Source organism: Streptomyces sp. NPDC046303, assembly GCF_055588085.1.
Window position 1 is genome coordinate 1 of sequence record NZ_JBVJFA010000009.1, and the last position, 15,858, is coordinate 15,858.

General features: G+C 72.8%; 14 protein-coding genes and 1 rRNA gene. 7 read left to right on the top strand and 8 right to left on the bottom strand.

The window, feature by feature from the left end:
- Positions 1–141 precede the first annotated feature (141 nt).
- Positions 142–258, top strand: a 5S ribosomal RNA gene (gene rrf / locus ACZ6I1_RS11505).
- A 95-nt stretch (positions 259–353) separates the two neighbouring features.
- Here the strand turns inward: rrf and ACZ6I1_RS11510 are convergent.
- The 6 genes from ACZ6I1_RS11510 to ACZ6I1_RS11535 form a co-directional block, all read right to left on the bottom strand.
- Positions 354–926, bottom strand: coding sequence for a Uma2 family endonuclease (locus ACZ6I1_RS11510; RefSeq protein WP_469285882.1), 573 nt, complete (start codon positions 924–926; stop codon positions 354–356).
- Positions 927–1,008: 82 nt separating this feature from the next.
- Entirely contained in the window at positions 1,009–2,319 is a 1,311-nt protein-coding gene (locus ACZ6I1_RS11515; RefSeq protein ID WP_469285884.1) for a DUF58 domain-containing protein, read from the bottom strand.
- On the bottom strand, positions 2,319–3,299 hold the full coding sequence (locus ACZ6I1_RS11520) for an AAA family ATPase (RefSeq protein ID WP_469285886.1): 981 nt from the start codon (positions 3,297–3,299) through the stop codon (positions 2,319–2,321). Before ACZ6I1_RS11520 ends, ACZ6I1_RS11515 begins: the two co-directional genes overlap by 1 nt.
- Positions 3,296–4,576, bottom strand: a complete 1,281-nt coding sequence (locus tag ACZ6I1_RS11525; protein WP_469285888.1) for a DUF4350 domain-containing protein — start codon at positions 4,574–4,576, stop codon at positions 3,296–3,298. Before ACZ6I1_RS11525 ends, ACZ6I1_RS11520 begins: the two co-directional genes overlap by 4 nt.
- Positions 4,573–5,253 (bottom strand): DUF4129 domain-containing protein, encoded by a 681-nt coding sequence (locus ACZ6I1_RS11530; protein ID WP_469285890.1) that lies wholly within the window; start codon positions 5,251–5,253, stop codon positions 4,573–4,575. The genes ACZ6I1_RS11525 and ACZ6I1_RS11530 overlap by 4 nt, the downstream gene beginning before the upstream one ends.
- A gap of 6 nt (positions 5,254–5,259) precedes the next feature.
- Positions 5,260–6,513 carry a hypothetical protein gene (locus tag ACZ6I1_RS11535; protein ID WP_469285892.1) on the bottom strand — a complete coding sequence of 418 codons (1,254 nt, stop codon included), beginning with the start codon at positions 6,511–6,513 and terminating at the stop codon, positions 5,260–5,262.
- A gap of 234 nt (positions 6,514–6,747) precedes the next feature.
- Here ACZ6I1_RS11535 and mtrA point away from each other — a divergent pair, with 234 nt between their 5' ends.
- From mtrA to ACZ6I1_RS11565, 6 genes are all read left to right on the top strand, one after another.
- Entirely contained in the window at positions 6,748–7,437 is a 690-nt protein-coding gene (gene mtrA, locus ACZ6I1_RS11540; protein ID WP_189747360.1) for a two-component system response regulator MtrA, read from the top strand.
- 1 nt (position 7,438) lies between these two features.
- Complete coding sequence (mtrB, locus tag ACZ6I1_RS11545) at positions 7,439–9,400, top strand: MtrAB system histidine kinase MtrB (protein WP_469285894.1); 1,962 nt, start codon at positions 7,439–7,441, stop codon at positions 9,398–9,400.
- Complete coding sequence (locus ACZ6I1_RS11550) at positions 9,384–11,219, top strand: LpqB family beta-propeller domain-containing protein (protein ID WP_469285897.1); 1,836 nt, start codon at positions 9,384–9,386, stop codon at positions 11,217–11,219. Before mtrB ends, ACZ6I1_RS11550 begins: the two co-directional genes overlap by 17 nt.
- Positions 11,220–11,283: 64 nt before the next feature.
- Complete coding sequence (locus ACZ6I1_RS11555; RefSeq protein ID WP_469285899.1) at positions 11,284–12,120, top strand: ComF family protein; 837 nt, start codon at positions 11,284–11,286, stop codon at positions 12,118–12,120.
- Positions 12,121–12,352: 232 nt separating this feature from the next.
- Positions 12,353–13,048: a ribosome hibernation-promoting factor, HPF/YfiA family gene (gene hpf, locus ACZ6I1_RS11560; protein WP_469286258.1), complete on the top strand. Its 696-nt coding sequence runs from the start codon at positions 12,353–12,355 to the stop codon at positions 13,046–13,048.
- Between the two features lie 190 nt (positions 13,049–13,238).
- Positions 13,239–13,991 carry a response regulator gene (locus tag ACZ6I1_RS11565; RefSeq protein WP_469285901.1) on the top strand — a complete coding sequence of 251 codons (753 nt, stop codon included), beginning with the start codon at positions 13,239–13,241 and terminating at the stop codon, positions 13,989–13,991.
- Between the two features lie 27 nt (positions 13,992–14,018).
- Here ACZ6I1_RS11565 and ACZ6I1_RS11570 read toward each other — a convergent pair whose 3' ends face one another.
- Positions 14,019–15,197 carry a winged helix-turn-helix domain-containing protein gene (locus ACZ6I1_RS11570; RefSeq protein WP_469285903.1) on the bottom strand — a complete coding sequence of 393 codons (1,179 nt, stop codon included), beginning with the start codon at positions 15,195–15,197 and terminating at the stop codon, positions 14,019–14,021.
- A gap of 10 nt (positions 15,198–15,207) precedes the next feature.
- On the bottom strand, positions 15,208–15,792 hold the full coding sequence (locus ACZ6I1_RS11575) for a GNAT family N-acetyltransferase (RefSeq protein WP_469285905.1): 585 nt from the start codon (positions 15,790–15,792) through the stop codon (positions 15,208–15,210).
- Positions 15,793–15,858 lie beyond the last annotated feature (66 nt).

The following is a 15,858-nucleotide window of genomic DNA, read 5'->3' on the forward strand; positions in this document are numbered from 1 at the left end:
CCAGATGTGGAAGCCCGGTAACGGGTGAAGCTGACTGGTACTAATAGGCCGAGGGCTTGTCCTCAGTTGCTCGCGTCCACTGTGTTAGTTCTGAAATAACGAACGGCTGTGTCGGTGCCAGCGTTCTGAATTTCATAGTGTTTCGGTGGTCATAGCGTTAGGGAAACGCCCGGTTACATTCCGAACCCGGAAGCTAAGCCTTTCAGCGCCGATGGTACTGCAGGGGGGACCCTGTGGGAGAGTAGGACGCCGCCGAACAATCATTGCGGGAAGCCCCGCACCAGCCCTTTCGGGCCCGGTGCGGGGCTTTTCTGCGTTCAGGGGCTCGCGCCGTTTGGGGCGGCCCCGCGCATTCACCAGTCGGCGGGGTAGCTCTTGAGGCTGCTCGTGTCGAGCGTCCAGCGGCCGGCGGTGACGGTGTCCCCGAAGGCGTAGGGCACCGTCTTGCGAAAGCGGACGCCGTCCGGTCCTGCTGAGGGATCACTGTGCACAGTCACGGTCCGCTTGTCCTTGCGGGGGTCCACGACGACGTACAGCGGAACACCCATCTTTGGATAGTCGTGCAGCTTGTCGCGGATGTCAGTGAGCGAATTCGTGCGTGAGACGACTTCCACCACCATCAGGACATCGCGGGAGCTGACGACCTTCGCCATGTCGTCGGTGTCCTCTTCCGCGATGACCATGAGGTCGGGGACCTTGGTCAGGCCGGTCTGAGGATCCCCCATGTTCGTGTCGTTGAGGGCGATGACCTCAGGTGTCTGGGCCTCGATCTGACGGCGCAGTCGCACCACGTTGAGCCCGCGGGGAGCGGTGGGGCTCATCATGGTGAGGACGATCTGACCATCGGTGGTCTGCACCTTCCACCGGTCCTCCTGGTGCTCGGCCAGCTCCGCGAGCCGCTCCGCGAAATCGTGCAAGCGGCGCATCTGCTCGGGGGTGAGGTCGGCCGTGGTGTCCTCCTGGCGGGTGCCCGGCCAGCGTACGCGTGAGGAGGATCGGCGCAGCGGGTTACAGGCGGCCGGCGGCCTTGAGGGCCAGGTAGGCGTCGGCCAGGGCCGGGGCCAGGGTGTCCGGGGTGGCGTCGACGACGTGGACGCCGTGGCGGGTGAGCTGGTCGGCCGTGCGGCGGCGCTGCGCCTGGGACTGGGCGCCCGCCGCGGCCTCGTAGACCGCTTCCGCGCTGCCGCGGGACGCGGTCATCTCCGCCACGTGCGGATCCGCCACCGAGGCCAGCAGGACCGTGTGGCGCTGCGTGAGGCGCGGAAGCAGAGGCAGCAGGCCCTCCTCGATCGGCGCCGCGTCCAGGCTCGTCAGGAGGACCACCAGGGACCGGCGCGGGGCACTGCGCAGGATCGTTGACACCAGGGTGCGGGAGTCCGTCTCGACCAGTTCGGGTTCGAGCGTCGCCATCGCGTTGACGAAGGACGGCAGGACGTCGGCGGCCGGGCGGCCCTGGACCTGGGCGCGGGGGCGGCGGTCGTGGGCCAGCAGGTCCACGCGGTCGCCGGCGCGGGTCGCCAGGGCAGCGAGGAGCAGGGCCGCGTCCATCGCGGAGTCCAGGCGGGGGGCGTCTCCGACGCGGCCCGCCGAGGTGCGGCCCGTGTCCAGGCAGATCAGGATGTGGCGGTCGCGTTCGGGACGCCACGTGCGGACCGCCACGTTCTGCTGACGGGCGGTGGCCCGCCAGTCGATGGAACGGGTGTCGTCACCGGGGACGTAGTCGCGGAGGCTGTCGAACTCGGTGCCCTCCCCGCGGGTCAGGAGGCTCGTACGGCCGTCCAGTTCCCGCAGGCGCGCCAAGCGCGAGGGGAGGTGCTTGCGGCTGGTGAAGGGCGGCAGGACGCGGACCGTCCAGGGGACCGTGTGCGTGCCCTGGCGGGCCCACAGGCCGAGCGGTCCGTACGAGCGGATCGTGACCCGGTCGGCCTGGCGGTCGCCGCGGCGGGTGGGCAACAGGCGGGTGGTCATGCGGCGGCGTTCCCCGGCGGGGACGTCCAGCCTGTGGCGGGAGGCGGCCGTTTCCGTGCCCGGGGTCCAGCTGCTCGGGGGCCAGGCGTCGCGGACGCGGGCCCGGAGCCGGCGGCCGCTCGGGTTGGTGAGCGTGAGGTGGACCTCCGCCGGCTCGCCCAGCCGCACCGAAGTGTCGCCCGAGCGGGACAGGCGCAGGCCGCGGACCGGCGCCGCCAGGGCGCAGTCGAGCGCGCAGGCCAGTGCGAGCGGGCCGTTGACGGCGAGCATCCCCGTCCAGCTCGGTTCGAGGATGCCGACGGGGATGCTGCCGAGGGCCGCCAGCAGGGCCGTGCGTCCGGTGAGGGCCATCAGCGCGGGACGGGGACGTGGGAGAGGATCGCGGTGATGACCGCGTCCGCCGTGACGCCTTCCATTTCGGCTTCCGGGCGCAGCTGGACGCGGTGACGCAGCGTCGGCAGGGCCAGGGCCTTGACGTCGTCGGGGGTGACGTAGTCGCGGCCGGTGAGCCAGGCCCAGGCGCGGGCGGTGGCCAGCAGGGCCGTCGCGCCGCGCGGGGAGACGCCGAGGGTCAGCGACGGCGATTCGCGGGTGGCACGGCAGATGTCGACGACGTAGCCGGCGATCTCCGGGGAGACGGACACCCTGGCGACGGCCTCGCGGGCCGCTTCGAGCTGGGCCGGGCCGGCCACCGGGCGGATGCCCGCGGCATGCAGGTCACGGGGGTTGAAGCCGGCGGCGTGCCGGGTCAGGACACCGATCTCGTCCGCGCGGGACGGCAGCGGCACGGTGAGCTTGAGGAGGAAGCGGTCCAGCTGGGCTTCCGGAAGCGGGTACGTGCCCTCGTACTCCAGGGGGTTCATGGTGGCGGCCACGAGGAAGGGCTCGGGCAGCGGGCGCGGCGTGCCGTCGACCGTGACCTGGCGCTCCTCCATCGCTTCCAGGAGCGAGGACTGGGTCTTGGGCGGGGTCCGGTTGATCTCGTCCGCGAGGAGGAGGTTGGTGAAGACCGGGCCGTTCTGGAAGGAGAACTCGGCGGTCCGGGCGTCGTAGACGAGGGAGCCGGTGACGTCGCTCGGCATCAGGTCCGGCGTGAACTGGACGCGCTTCGTGTCGAGTTCGAGAGAAGCGGCGAGGGCTCGTACGAGGAGGGTCTTCGCGACGCCGGGGACGCCCTCGAGGAGTACGTGGCCGCGGCACAGCAGGGCGACGACCAGGCCGGTGACGGCGGAGTCCTGACCGACCACGGCCTTGCCGATCTCGGTGCGGAGCGCTTCGAGGGAAGCGCGGGCGCTGTCCGCGGCGGCGGACTCGGTGGCCGGGTACGTCATGACGTACGGACCTCTCTTTCGAGGGCGTCGAGGTGGTCGGCGAGCGCGACGAGTGCCGCGTCGTCGGAGGGAGTGGGGCCGAAGAGGGTGGTGGTCACGTCGTGGCCGCCGTCGCCGAGCCGGGCGGACACGGCGGGAACCAGGGTGGCGGGGTCGTGGGCCTGGGAGGCCGGTACGCCGACCAGGGCGGCCAGGCGTTCGCGGGTGGCGGCGCGCAGCACGGTGGAGGCGCGGTCGCGGGCCCCGGCCTTGCGGTAGAGGCGGGCGCGGCCCTCGGTGGTCTCGGAGGCGCGGATGACGACGGGCAGTTTCTCGGTGACCAGGGGGCCGAGCCGGCGGGCGCGCCACAGGGCGGCGAGGGCGGCGGCCAGGAAGAGCTGGAGCAGGGCCCAGGACCAGCCGGCCGGGACGAGTTCGAAGAGGCTCTTGTCCTGGTCGGCTTCGGTGCCGCTGCCCGGGTCGGAGTCCGCGAGGGACGGCATGTACCAGACGAGTTGCGGGCGGGAGCCGAGGAGTTGGAGGGCGAGGGAGGCGTTGCCCTCCGAGGCGAGGCTCTCGTTGAGGAGGATCGTGCCGGAGCCGAGGAGGACGGTGTCGCCGCCGGCGCCCGCCGGGAGGACGAGGAGGGTGGGCCGGCCGTCGCTGGGGTAGCAGGCGGTGGCCCGGGGCAGGTCGGTGGTGTAGCGGCGGTCGTCGCCGGTGTCGGCGCGGCCCGCGGAGGTGGCGGCGGGCAGGCCGCAGGCCGGGGTGAGGGTGTCGGCGCCGGTGGCGTCCTCGGCGCGGACACCGGGGGCCAGGTCGGTGAGGCTGTGGCTGCCGGGGGCGAGGAGGACGGTGCGGCCGCCGGAGAGGTCCATGGCCGAGCGGATCAGGCCGCGCTGGCGGGTGCCGAGGCGGTCCGGGTCGGTGATCAGGAGGGTGGTGCGCGGTCCGGCGGCTTCGGCGGCCTCGCGGGCGGTGGTGACGACGCGGGTGGTGACGCCCCGGTCCTTGAGCAGCTCGGCGGCGGCCCTGCTGCCGTAGGGGTCGGCGGAGCGCGGGTCGAGGAGGCCGTGCCGGGTGCCGGAGTTCAGGGCGGCGAGGGCGACGCCGCCCGCGGCGAGCACGGCGAGGAAGCCCAGGAGCCACCTGGCCTGGCGCAGCCGGCGGGTCCGCTGCGCGGCGCCGCCGGGGCCTTCGGCCGGGGCGGGCCGGACGGCGGGCCGGCCTGCGGGCCGGGTGGGCCCGGGGGCTGCGGCCGGGGTCGGGGGGCCCGCGGGCGGGGTGGGGCCGGTCATGCGGTGGGTCCCGTCAGGAGCGGCTTGGCACGGTCCAGGGTGAGGTCGAGGGTGCGCAGGCGGGCGTAGGTGTCGGCGTCGGCGGAACGGCCGCCGTAGGTGACGTCGTCGAAGGTGCGGGCGGCCGCGCGGAGATCACCGGCGTGGTCGGGGAGGGAGACCGCGGCTTCGGCCGCCGCCTCGTCGGCGGTGCGGCCCGGGCGCGGGTCGAGCAGGGTGCGCTCCTCCAGGGAGCGGACGACGGCGCGCATGCGTTCCTGGACGGCTTCGGTCCAGCGGCCGGCGGCGGCGTGGGCCTCCGCGGCCGTGCGGTGGTCGGCGGCGCTGCGGATGCCGTCGTCGAAGAGGACGCCCGCGCCGGCGGGGATCCGGGCGGGGGCGCCGAGCCGCCACCACAGCGCGCCGACGGCCAGGACCACCAGGAGGACGATCACCACGAGGCCGAGCGTCCCCCCGGGGGTCGCCCCGGAGGCCGCTTCGAACAGGTCGTCGATCCAGTCGAGGAACGTGCGCAGGGCGCGGTCCAGCAGGCCCGGATCGTTCTCGTGGTACATCGGCTTGGACAGTTCGCGCTCGGCCGCCTCCTGGGCGGGCTCGCGCGGCGTCGTGACCGGTGGTGTCTCGGCGCCCGGCAGGAGCGCCGTGGCACGCGTGATGAGGCCCCCCGTGCTCATCATGGGTGGTCAGCCTCCGGTCGTGCCGTAGTTCTCGATGCCGGCGGCCCGGGCCAGCTCCAGGTCGAGCCCCTCGCGGCGGATGCGCTGGTCCACGTAGAGGAGGACGGTGACGCCGGCCGTGATCGGCATCACGATGGTCTGGGCGATGATCGAGCCGATGCCGGAGAGGACGAGCGCTCCCCAGGCGGTGGAGGCGGTGCCGTCTTCCATCCCGGCCAGGCCGCCGCCGTAGACGGCCATGCCGAGGATGGTGAGCGGCCAGACGATGATCGCCGAGACGATGCCGGTGATGATCTGGGTGAGCACGGTGATGCCGAAGATGCGCCACCAGGTGCCCTGGACCAGCTTGGAGGACCGGGCGAGGGCCTTGAAGACGGTGCTCTTCTCCAGCATCAGTGCCGGCCAGGCCAGGCTGAATTTGATCCACAGCCAGACGATCAGCGGGACCCAGGCGAAGATCCCCAGGACGGCCAGTGCCGGGTTGTCGGCAAGGATGCCGGGCAGGGCCAGTACGGCGAGGAGGAGGATCGCGCCCAGTCCTACGAGGAGCGTGAGCCCGGTGAGGCGCAGGAGCTGGGGCCGGGCCTCGCGCCAGGCGGCGGAGACCGTGGACGTGGTGCCGAGCACCGCCCGGCTGTAGACCATCGTCAGCATGCCCGTGGCCACGATCCCGCCGAGGGCGGCGATGAAGCCGACACCGGCGAGGGCCGCCAGGGCTACGGCGACGTCGTTGAGCGCCTCGTCGAGGTCCGCACCGGGCTCCGGCGAGACGGCGAGGTCCCCCAGGGCGTACTTCTGCGCGAGCAGGCTGAGCACCTGCACCACGGTGGCGATGACCAGCGTGATCGGCAGGACCGAGCGCCAGTGGGAGCGCATGGTGGCGACCGCGCCGTCCAGGATCTCGCCGAGGCCGAGCGGGCGCAGCGGGATCACGCCGGGCTTGGCGGCGGGGGGCTGGCCCCACTGGCCGGGGCCGCCGGGGCCGCCGGGGTAGCCGTACTGCCCGTACTGGCCGCCGTACGGGCCGCCGTGCTGGCCCCCTTGCGCTCCCCAGCCCTGGCCCTGCTGGGGCGGCTGGGGCTGCTGGGGCGCCTGTGAGGGCGGGTTCTGGCCGGGGGCCGGGCTGGTCCACTGGCCGGGCGGCGGCTGCTCGGCCGACCACTTCGAGTCGCCGGGGGCCGGCCGGTCGGTGGGCGCCCCGGGCCGCTCGCCGTCGGACGGATCGGATCCGGGCGAAGCCCAGCCCGGAGAGTCGTTCATCGTCGCTCCTTCACGTGCACCTGCTGCGGCGGGGGCGCTGGTCGCTGCCATCGTGCCACGTGGGGTACACGAACGGGCCGGCGATCCCCCCGGATCCTCGGCAGCCCGTACCTTCAATTGTCACCCGGATCCGGGGCAGACTGGTCGACCTGATCTCCACGCAGGTCCGAGGGGCGATTTCCAGCCCTTTTGGCTGTGGGACAGCTCACCGCCAGGTAACGATTAGCTAATGGGATGATGTCAACCATGAAGGGACGCGTCCTTGTCGTCGACGACGACACCGCGCTGGCCGAGATGCTCGGCATTGTGCTGCGTGGAGAAGGTTTTGAGCCGTCGTTCGTAGCGGACGGTGACAAGGCACTTGCTGCCTTCCGGGAGGCGAAGCCGGACCTGGTGCTGCTCGACCTCATGCTGCCCGGACGGGACGGCATAGAGGTCTGCAGGCTGATCCGGGCGGAGTCCGGCGTACCGATCGTGATGCTCACCGCCAAGAGCGACACGGTGGACGTCGTCGTGGGCCTGGAGTCCGGGGCCGACGACTACATCGTCAAGCCGTTCAAGCCGAAGGAGCTGGTGGCCCGCATCCGGGCCCGCCTGCGCCGGTCGGAGGAGCCCGCGCCCGAGCAGCTGGCCATCGGCGACCTCGTCATCGACGTGGCCGGGCACTCGGTCAAGCGGGACGGCGCTTCCATCGCCCTGACCCCGCTGGAGTTCGACCTGCTGGTCGCCCTGGCGCGCAAGCCCTGGCAGGTGTTCACCCGTGAGGTGCTGCTGGAGCAGGTCTGGGGCTACCGGCACGCCGCGGACACCCGCCTGGTGAACGTGCACGTGCAGCGCCTGCGCTCCAAGGTCGAGAAGGACCCGGAGCGCCCCGAGATCGTCGTGACGGTGCGCGGTGTCGGCTACAAGGCCGGACCCAGCTGAGGTGCAGTCCGGCAAGGGCCGGGGCGGCTCCCGTTGGGGGAGCCTGCGGGCCGGCCGGCTGCTCCAGGAAGGAGCGCCCGGTGCTTCCGTGCTGCGGCTGTGCGTACGCCTCGTACGCCGGCCGCTGCTCCCGGCTGTCCGGCTGTGGCGGCGCAACATGCAGCTGCGGGTGGTCGCCGCCACCGTGCTGATGTCGCTCTCCGTGGTCCTCGCGCTGGGCTTCGTGGTGATCGCGCAGGTCAGCGAGGGCCTCCTGGCCGCCAAGGAGGAGGCGGCGCAGAGCCAGGCCGCGGGCGGGTTCGCGGTCGCACAGGAGAAGGCCAACGCCCCCGCGACCGTGGACGGGCCCGACGCCGCCGACAACAAGGTGGGGCTGGACGCCAGTACCTGGATGAACTCGCTGGTCAAACAGCTGGCCAGTGGTGGTCAGACCGCCTTTGAGGTGGTCGCGCTCGGCGCCGGGACCGGTGAGCAGATCCTGCCCGGCACCCAGGGCGTCAAGGGCGCCCGTGCCTCGGGCAACGTGGATCCGACGGCCAGCGTGCCCGTCAAGCTGCGCCGGGCCGTCAACCACTCGGCCGGCACCTTCAAGACCTTCTCGGAGATCCGGTACACCGCCGGGGCCGGGGAGAAGAAGGACCCCGAGCCCGCGCTGGTCGTGGGCAAGCGGCTCACCGACATCAACGGGGACCCGTACGACCTGTACTACCTCTTCCCGCTCACCCAGGAGGAGGAGTCCCTCACCCTGGTCAAGAGCACCATCGCCACCGCCGGGCTGTTCGTCGTCGTGCTCCTCAGCGCCATCGCCTGGCTCGTGGTGCGGCAGATCGTCACGCCCGTCCGGATGGCCGCGGGGATCGCCGAGCGGCTGTCGGCCGGGCGGCTCCAGGAGCGGATGAAGGTCACCGGTGAGGACGACATCGCCCGTCTGGGCGAAGCCTTCAACAAAATGGCCCAGAACCTCCAGAACAAGATCCAGCAGCTGGAGGACCTCTCGCGGATGCAGCGCCGGTTCGTGTCGGACGTCTCGCACGAGCTGCGCACCCCGCTGACGACGGTACGGATGGCCGCGGACGTCATCCACGACGCGCGGGTGGACTTCGACCCGGTCACGGCGCGCTCCGCCGAGCTGCTCGCCGGGCAGCTCGACCGGTTCGAGTCGCTGCTCGCCGACCTGCTGGAGATCAGCAGGTTCGACGCCGGCGCGGCCGCCCTGGAGGCGGAGCCCATCGACCTGCGGGACGTCGTGCGCCGCGTCATCGACGGGGCCGAGCCGCTCGCGGAGCGCAAGGGCACCCGGATCCGGGTGCTCGGCGACACCCAGCCGGTCATCGCCGAGGCCGACGCCCGGCGGGTGGAGCGGGTGCTGCGCAACCTGGTCGTCAACGCGGTGGAGCACGGCGAGGGACGCGATGTGGTGGTCCGGCTGGCGTCCGCGGGCGGGGCCGTCGCGGTCGCCGTACGGGACTACGGCGTCGGGCTCAAGCCCGGCGAGGCGACCCGTGTCTTCAACCGCTTCTGGCGGGCCGACCCGGCACGGGCCCGGACGACGGGCGGTACGGGCCTGGGCCTGTCCATCGCCGTCGAGGACGCCCGGCTGCACGGCGGCTGGCTGCAGGCCTGGGGCGAGCCGGGCGGCGGCTCGCAGTTCCGCCTGACCCTTCCGCGTACGGCCGACGAGCCGCTGCGGGGCTCGCCCATCCCGCTGGAACCCGAGGATTCCCGGGCCAACCGGGCCAGGGCCGCCGCCGATGCCGCGGGCGCCGCGGCGGACCGCCGGCAGCCGGCGGACGCCGGGGACCGGTCGCCGATACCGCCGCGGCCGGCGGTGGCCTCGGTGCAGTCCGTACCCGCCGACCCGACGGCCCTGCCGGGCAGCGGAGCCAGGGTCGTGGCCCGGCCGGCCGAGCAGGCACCACAGGAGGACCGAACTGATGCCGATGCCGATGCCGACGGACGCTGAGGGCGGGAGGCGGCTGCGCGGCCTGCGGGCGTACGCGCTCGGTGTGGCCGTGCTGCTGCTGGCCGGGTGCGCCTCGATGCCCGACCACGGCGAGATCCGCCGGGTGCAGGCTTCGCAGGGCGTCGACTCGCAGGTCCGGGTGTTCGGCGTACCGCCCGCCGACAAGGCCAGCGCGGGCGAGATCGTCGACGGTTTCCTGGAGGCGATGACCAGCGACGATCCGCAGCTGGAGACGGCCCGGAAGTACCTCACCGAGGAAGCCGCGAAGAGCTGGCGGCCCGGTACCGCCGTCACGGTGCTTTCGGCCGGCCTCGACCGGTTCCCGGTCCGCACCGAGAAGGATCCGGACGGGCCCCGCTGGAAGGTGACCGGCAAGAAGCTCGCGACCGTGGACGAGCGCAGCGCGTACCAGCCGGAGAGCGGCGATTACGCGGAGTTCCTGCAGCTGGTGCAGGAGGGCAAGCAGTGGCGGATCTCGACTCCGCCGAGCAGCCTCGTGCTGAGCGAGTCGGACTTCCAGCGCATCTACATGCCGGTCAACAAGTACTACTTCGCGGGCGGCACGTTGGTCGCCGATCCCGTGTACGTGCGCCAGCGCAGCGACCCGGACTCGCGGATGGACCCCACGACGCAGACCGTGCAGTCGCTGCTGGCCGGGCCGTCCAGGTGGCTCGGGCCGGTCGTCGAGTCCAGCTTCCCCACCGGGACGGAGCTGCGGCCGGGCACCAAGTCCCTTTCGTACGACGGCCAGAACACGCTGCGGGTGCCGCTGAACGACAAGGCCGACAACGTCGCGTCGCCGCAGTGCCAGAAGATGGCGACCCAACTCCTGTACACGGTCAAAGAGCTGACGGCCTCCCGGCTGGACCGGGTCGAACTGCTGCGCTCCGACGAGAAGTCCTCCTCGCTGTGCTCGGTGACCGAGGTGACGGCGGCCGTCATCGCCAACCGGCCCCGCACGCCCCAGTACCAGTACTACGTCGACAACGACGACCGGCTGGTCCGGATGAAGCTCGACGTCACCGCCGAGGACCAGCAGCCGCGTTCGGAGCGGGTGCCGGGACCGCTGTCCGCGCCCACCGCGATCAAGGTGGACTCCGCGGCCGTGTCGTACGACGAGGGGCGCGCGGCCGTGGTCTCCCAGGACGGGCACGGGTTGTACGTCGTGCCGCTGACCGGGGCGGGTGCCATGCCGCAGCCGGTGCTGACCGGCAAGGGAGCCGCGCCGAACACGCTGACCGCGCCGAGCTGGGACGCGGCGGGCGACTTGTGGGTCGTCGACCAGGATCCGCAGCATCCGGCGCTGTGGCGGGTGCCGGGCGGGACCCGGACCCCCGAGAAAGTGCAGGTGGCCGGGCTCGACGGGCGGATCACCTCGCTGAAGGCCTCCTCCGACGGGGCGCGCATCGCGCTGCTCGTGGAGAACAAGGACCGCCGCAAGAACCTGTGGGTGGGGCGGATCGAACGGCCCGACCCCAAGGGGGACGGCTCGGCGGTGTCGGTGCGCGAGCTGCGCCCGGCGGCCCCGCAGATGGCGGACGTGACGGCGATGAGCTGGGCGCCGCGGGGCCGGCTGCTGGTGGTGGGCCGGGAGAGCGGCGGGGTGGTGCAGGCCCGTTACATGCTGGCGGACGGTTCGGTGGCCGCGGGGAGCCTGCCGGGGGCCACCGGGCTCGTCGCGGTCGCGGTGGCGGCTGCGGAGGACGAGTCGAAGCCGAAGCCGGTGGTGGGGTACTCGGAGGACGGCATCGTGTGGCTGCCGCCGGGGGCGCAGTGGCGCACGGTGGCGGGCGGCCGGGCCCCGGTGTACCCGGGCTGACCGGTGCGCCGGTGAGTTGTCCACAGGGGTGGCGGGCCTTTGCGGGGCCCGCCACAGTGGAGGCATGCGGGGGTGGTGGCAGGAGCTCGCGGGGCTGGTCCTGCCGGTGGACTGCGCGGGCTGCGGGGCCGCGCGGGTGCTGGTGTGCGCCGGCTGCCGGGAGGCGCTGAGCGGGGCCGGTGCGGTGCGGGCGCGGCCGCTGCCGCGGCCCGGGGGGCTTCCGGTGGTGTATGCCGCCGCCGTGTACGAGGGGCCGGCGCGCGCCGTACTGCTGGCGCACAAGGAGCGCGGGGCGCTGCCGTTGGCCGGGGTGCTGGGCGCTGCCCTGGCGGGGGCGGTGACCGCGGTGCTGTCGGCGCCGGATGCCGACGGCGCGGCGGGCGGGGTGGGTGCGGCGGGCGGGGCAGGGCGGGAGGTGGCGCTGGTTCCGGTGCCGTCGGCGCGGCGGCAGGTCCGGGCGCGCGGGCACGATCCGGCGCGCAGGATCGCGCTGGCCGCGGCGGGGCGGCTGCGGCGGGCCGGGGTGCCCGCGCGGGTGGCGCCGGTACTGGGGCTGCGGCGGGCGGTGGCGGACCAGGCGGGGCTGGGGGCCCGGCAGCGGCGGGAGAACCTCGCGGGGGCGCTGCAAGCGCGCCCGGGCGCGGCGCGGCTGACGGACGGGTCCGTGCTCGTGCTGGTGGACGACCTGATCACCACGGGGGCCACGCTGGCCGAGGCGGCGCGGGCGGTGCGGGCGGGCGGTCTGGGCGAGGGGGCGGCGCCGCGTGCGGCGGTGGTGGCCGCGACCGCGCAACTCGGACAGAGCAAAAATCCCGTGAATAGATTTGGAACTGCCGGGGAAGGCCCATCGTTGCAGGTAGTAAGAGTGGATGGCCACCTGAACGGAAGTATGTTCCGGTAGCGGGTGCCGACAACCGTCATAGAGGGATATGTTCGGTTGTGAGGACTGGCGAGCCTTAAGGCCACACGCATCGCTGTCGCTCGACTCCGAAGTCGGTGGGGTGTGGATCTTGCCGATGGGGGAGGAGGAGGTGAAAGTCGCCAAGTCCGAGGCTCCGGCCTTCACCGGAGTCTGGTGCGAAAGGGAGACGCTTCGCCCCGTCGGGCGGAGCTATCCGGGAACGGAGTTCTGCGTGGACATCGTCGTCAAGGGCCGCAAGACCGAGGTGCCCGACCGGTTCCGCAAGCACGTGGCCGAGAAGCTGAATCCGGAGCGGATCCAGAAGCTCGACGCCAAGGTGATCAGCTTGGACGTCGAGGTGTCGAAGGAGCACAACCCGCGCCAGGCCGACCGTTCCGACCGCGTGGAGATCACTCTGCGCTCGCGGGGCCCGGTGATCCGTGCCGAGGCCGCCGCCGCCGACCCGTACGCGGCGCTGGACCTGGCTCAGGACAAGCTGGAGGCCCGGCTGCGCAAGCAGCACGACAAGCGCTACACCCGCAGGGGCGCGGGCCGGCTCTCGGCGGCAGAGGTCGCCGACGTCGTGCCGGACGCCGCCCAGCTGAACGCGAACGGCGAGCCGTACTCCGAGGAGAAGGCGAACGGGGTTCCGATCACCCGGATCGGTTCCCTCGAAGTGCAGGGCGAAGGACCGCTCATCGTCCGCGAGAAGACCCACTCGGCGGCACCCATGTCGCTCGACCAGGCTCTGTACGAGATGGAGCTGGTCGGACACGACTTCTATCTGTTCGTCGACTCCGAGACCAAACTTCCCAGCGTTGTCTACCGGCGCCACGCCTACGACTACGGCGTGATCCACGTGAACCCCGACGGGGCCTCCAGCTCGGAGGAGCCGCGCGGTGGGGCCGGGGGCGCGCTCGGCGGCTGAGCATCTCGTTCCGCTGCCCCCGCGGGACGCTGCGGCGTCCTGCGGGGGCCTTTGCGTGGCGCGTATGCACCGGGCGGTCCGCAGCGGCCCCCCGCGCCGTGCCGCGGGCATGGAATCATGGCGGGCAGTCAACCGGCGGCGCAGCCGGTCCGGTTGGCCCAGCAGCTCGGCACATGCAGGGGGAGGAACGATGGCGGACAGCTTCGGGCCGGTGCGCGGTGACGACGGTGCGGGCTGCCGTGAGACGGACCCGCCGGCGGAGTCCGCCGGGCCGTCGGCGGGGGAGCCCATCCGGGTCCTCGTCGTCGACGACCACGCGCTGTTCCGGCGCGGGCTGGAGATCGTCCTCGCGCAGGAAGAGGACATCCAGGTCGTCGGCGAGGCGGGGGACGGCGCGGAGGCCGTGGACAAGGCGGCCGACCTGCTGCCGGACATCGTGCTGATGGACGTACGGATGCCCAGGCGCGGCGGGATCGAGGCGTGCACCTCGATCAAGGAGGTGGCGCCCTCCGCGAAGATCATCATGCTGACGATCAGCGACGAGGAGGCCGACCTCTACGACGCGATCAAGGCGGGCGCGACCGGGTACCTCCTGAAGGAGATCTCCACGGACGAGGTGGCCACGGCGATCCGGGCGGTGGCGGACGGCCAGTCGCAGATCAGCCCGTCGATGGCGTCGAAGCTGCTCACCGAGTTCAAGTCGATGATCCAGCGGACCGACGAGCGGCGGCTGGTGCCGGCGCCGCGGCTGACGGACCGGGAGCTGGAGGTCCTGAAGCTGGTGGCCACCGGCATGAACAACCGGGACATCGCCAAGGAGCTGTTCATCTCGGAGAACACCGTGAAGAACCACGTGCGCAACATCCTGGAGAAGCTGCAGCTGCACTCCCGGATGGAGGCCGTGGTCTACGCGATGCGCGAGAAGATCCTGGAGATCCGCTGACCCCTCCGGCGGGGCCGGTGCCGGTGCTCAGCCCAGGCGCGCCAGTTCGGAGGTGACCGCGGAGGCTTCCGCCGCGCTCTGCGCGCGCTCCACGCGGACCGTGTCGCAGCCGACCCACTGCGCCGCCTCCCACAGGGCCTGCGCCATCGGCAGGGCGGCCTTCGGGGAGGTCAGGGAGAGCTGGCGGGCCACCAGCGTGCGGCCCTCGCGGGCCGGGTCGACGCGGCCCTGGAGCCGGCCGCCCGCGAGCAGCGGCATCGCGAAGTACCCGTGCACCCGCTTCGGCTTGGGGACGTAGGCCTCCAGGCGGTGCGTGAAGCCGAAGATCCGCTCCGTGCGGGGGCGGTCCCAGACCAGCGAGTCGAACGGCGAGAGCAGCGTGGTGCGGTGGCGGCCCCGGGGGGTCGCCGCGAGCGCCGCCGGGTCCGCCCAGGCCTGCTTCCCCCAGCCCTCCACCGTGACCGGGACCAGCCCGGAGTCCGCGATCACCGCGTCGACCTGCTCCCCCTTGAGGCGGTGGTAGTCGGCGATGTCGGCGCGGGTGCCCACGCCCAGCGACTGCCCGGCCAGGGCCACCAGGCGGCGCACGCACTCGCGGTCGTCCAAGTCGTCGTGGAGCAGCGCGTCGGGCACGGCGCGCTCGGGGAGGTCGTAGACCCGCTTCCAGCCGCGGCGCTCGCTGCACACCACCTCACCGGTGTCGAGCAGCCACTCCACCGCGATCTTGGTCTCGGACCATTCGAACCACTCTCCGCCGTTCTTGGCGCCGCCCAGCTCGGTGGAGGTCAGCGGGCCGTCGGCCCGCAGCCGGTCCAGGACCGCCTTCGTGGAGCGCTCCTTGTCCTGCAGGACGTGCCAGCGGTGCCCCCGCGCGTAGCGGGCGCGGCGCCGGAAGGCGAAATGCGGCCATTCCTCGATGGGCAGGATGCAGGCCGCGTGCGACCAGTACTCGAAGGCGTGGCGGTCCGACCAATACGCCTTCTCCACCGCTTCCCGGCCCACCGCGCCCAGCCGCGCGTACGGAATCAGCTCGTGGGAGCGGGCCAGCACCGAGATCGTGTCCAGCTGGACGGCGCCCAGGTGCCGCAGGACGCCCCGTACCCCGCCGCGCCGGTCGGGCACGCCGAGGAAGCCCTGCGCGCGCAGGGCGATACGGCGGGCCTCGTCGGAGGACAGGGACAGGGTCGGCTGCGGCAGGCTCGTCATGATCCGCAGCCTAGGACGCACCACTGACATCGGCGGGCAAGTAGGGGAGAGCGGGGGTCAGTCCGAGGTCAGAGGGGAGGAGGGCGCCGATCCAGCAGTCGCGGGCGGTGCCGTTCCTGATCACGGCGGCCCGCAGCAGGCCCTCCATGCGGAAGCCGACCTTCTGCGCCACGACGCGGGATCCGGTGTTGCCGGCCTCGGCGCGCCACTCGAGCCGTACGGCGCCCACCTCGGTGAAGGCCCAGCGGGCCACGGCGGCCACGGCCTCGGTCATGTAGCCCTGGCCGCGGTGCTCCTTGACCGCCCAGTAGCCGATCTCGTACGAGTCCCCTCCGTGCACGTGGAGGCCGACGGCGGCCACCAGCGGACCGCCGGTCCCCAGGCGCACGGCGAAGGGGTAGGCGGTGTCCTCGCGCCAGCCGTTCGGTACGACCTCGTTCACGAAGCCGTGTGCGTGCGCGCGCTCGTAGGGGGAGGGCACCAGGGTCCAGCGCTGGACGTCGGGGTCGAGGCAGGCGGCGTACACCTCGTCCTCGTCCGCGGGGACGAAAGGCCGCAAATCGAGTCGGTCGGTCGTGAGGGTCGTGTGCTCCATGCACGGATTCTGGTGCCCGGGCGGGTGTGGGGGGAACTCTTTTTCATAACCGCGGGCGGGAACAGC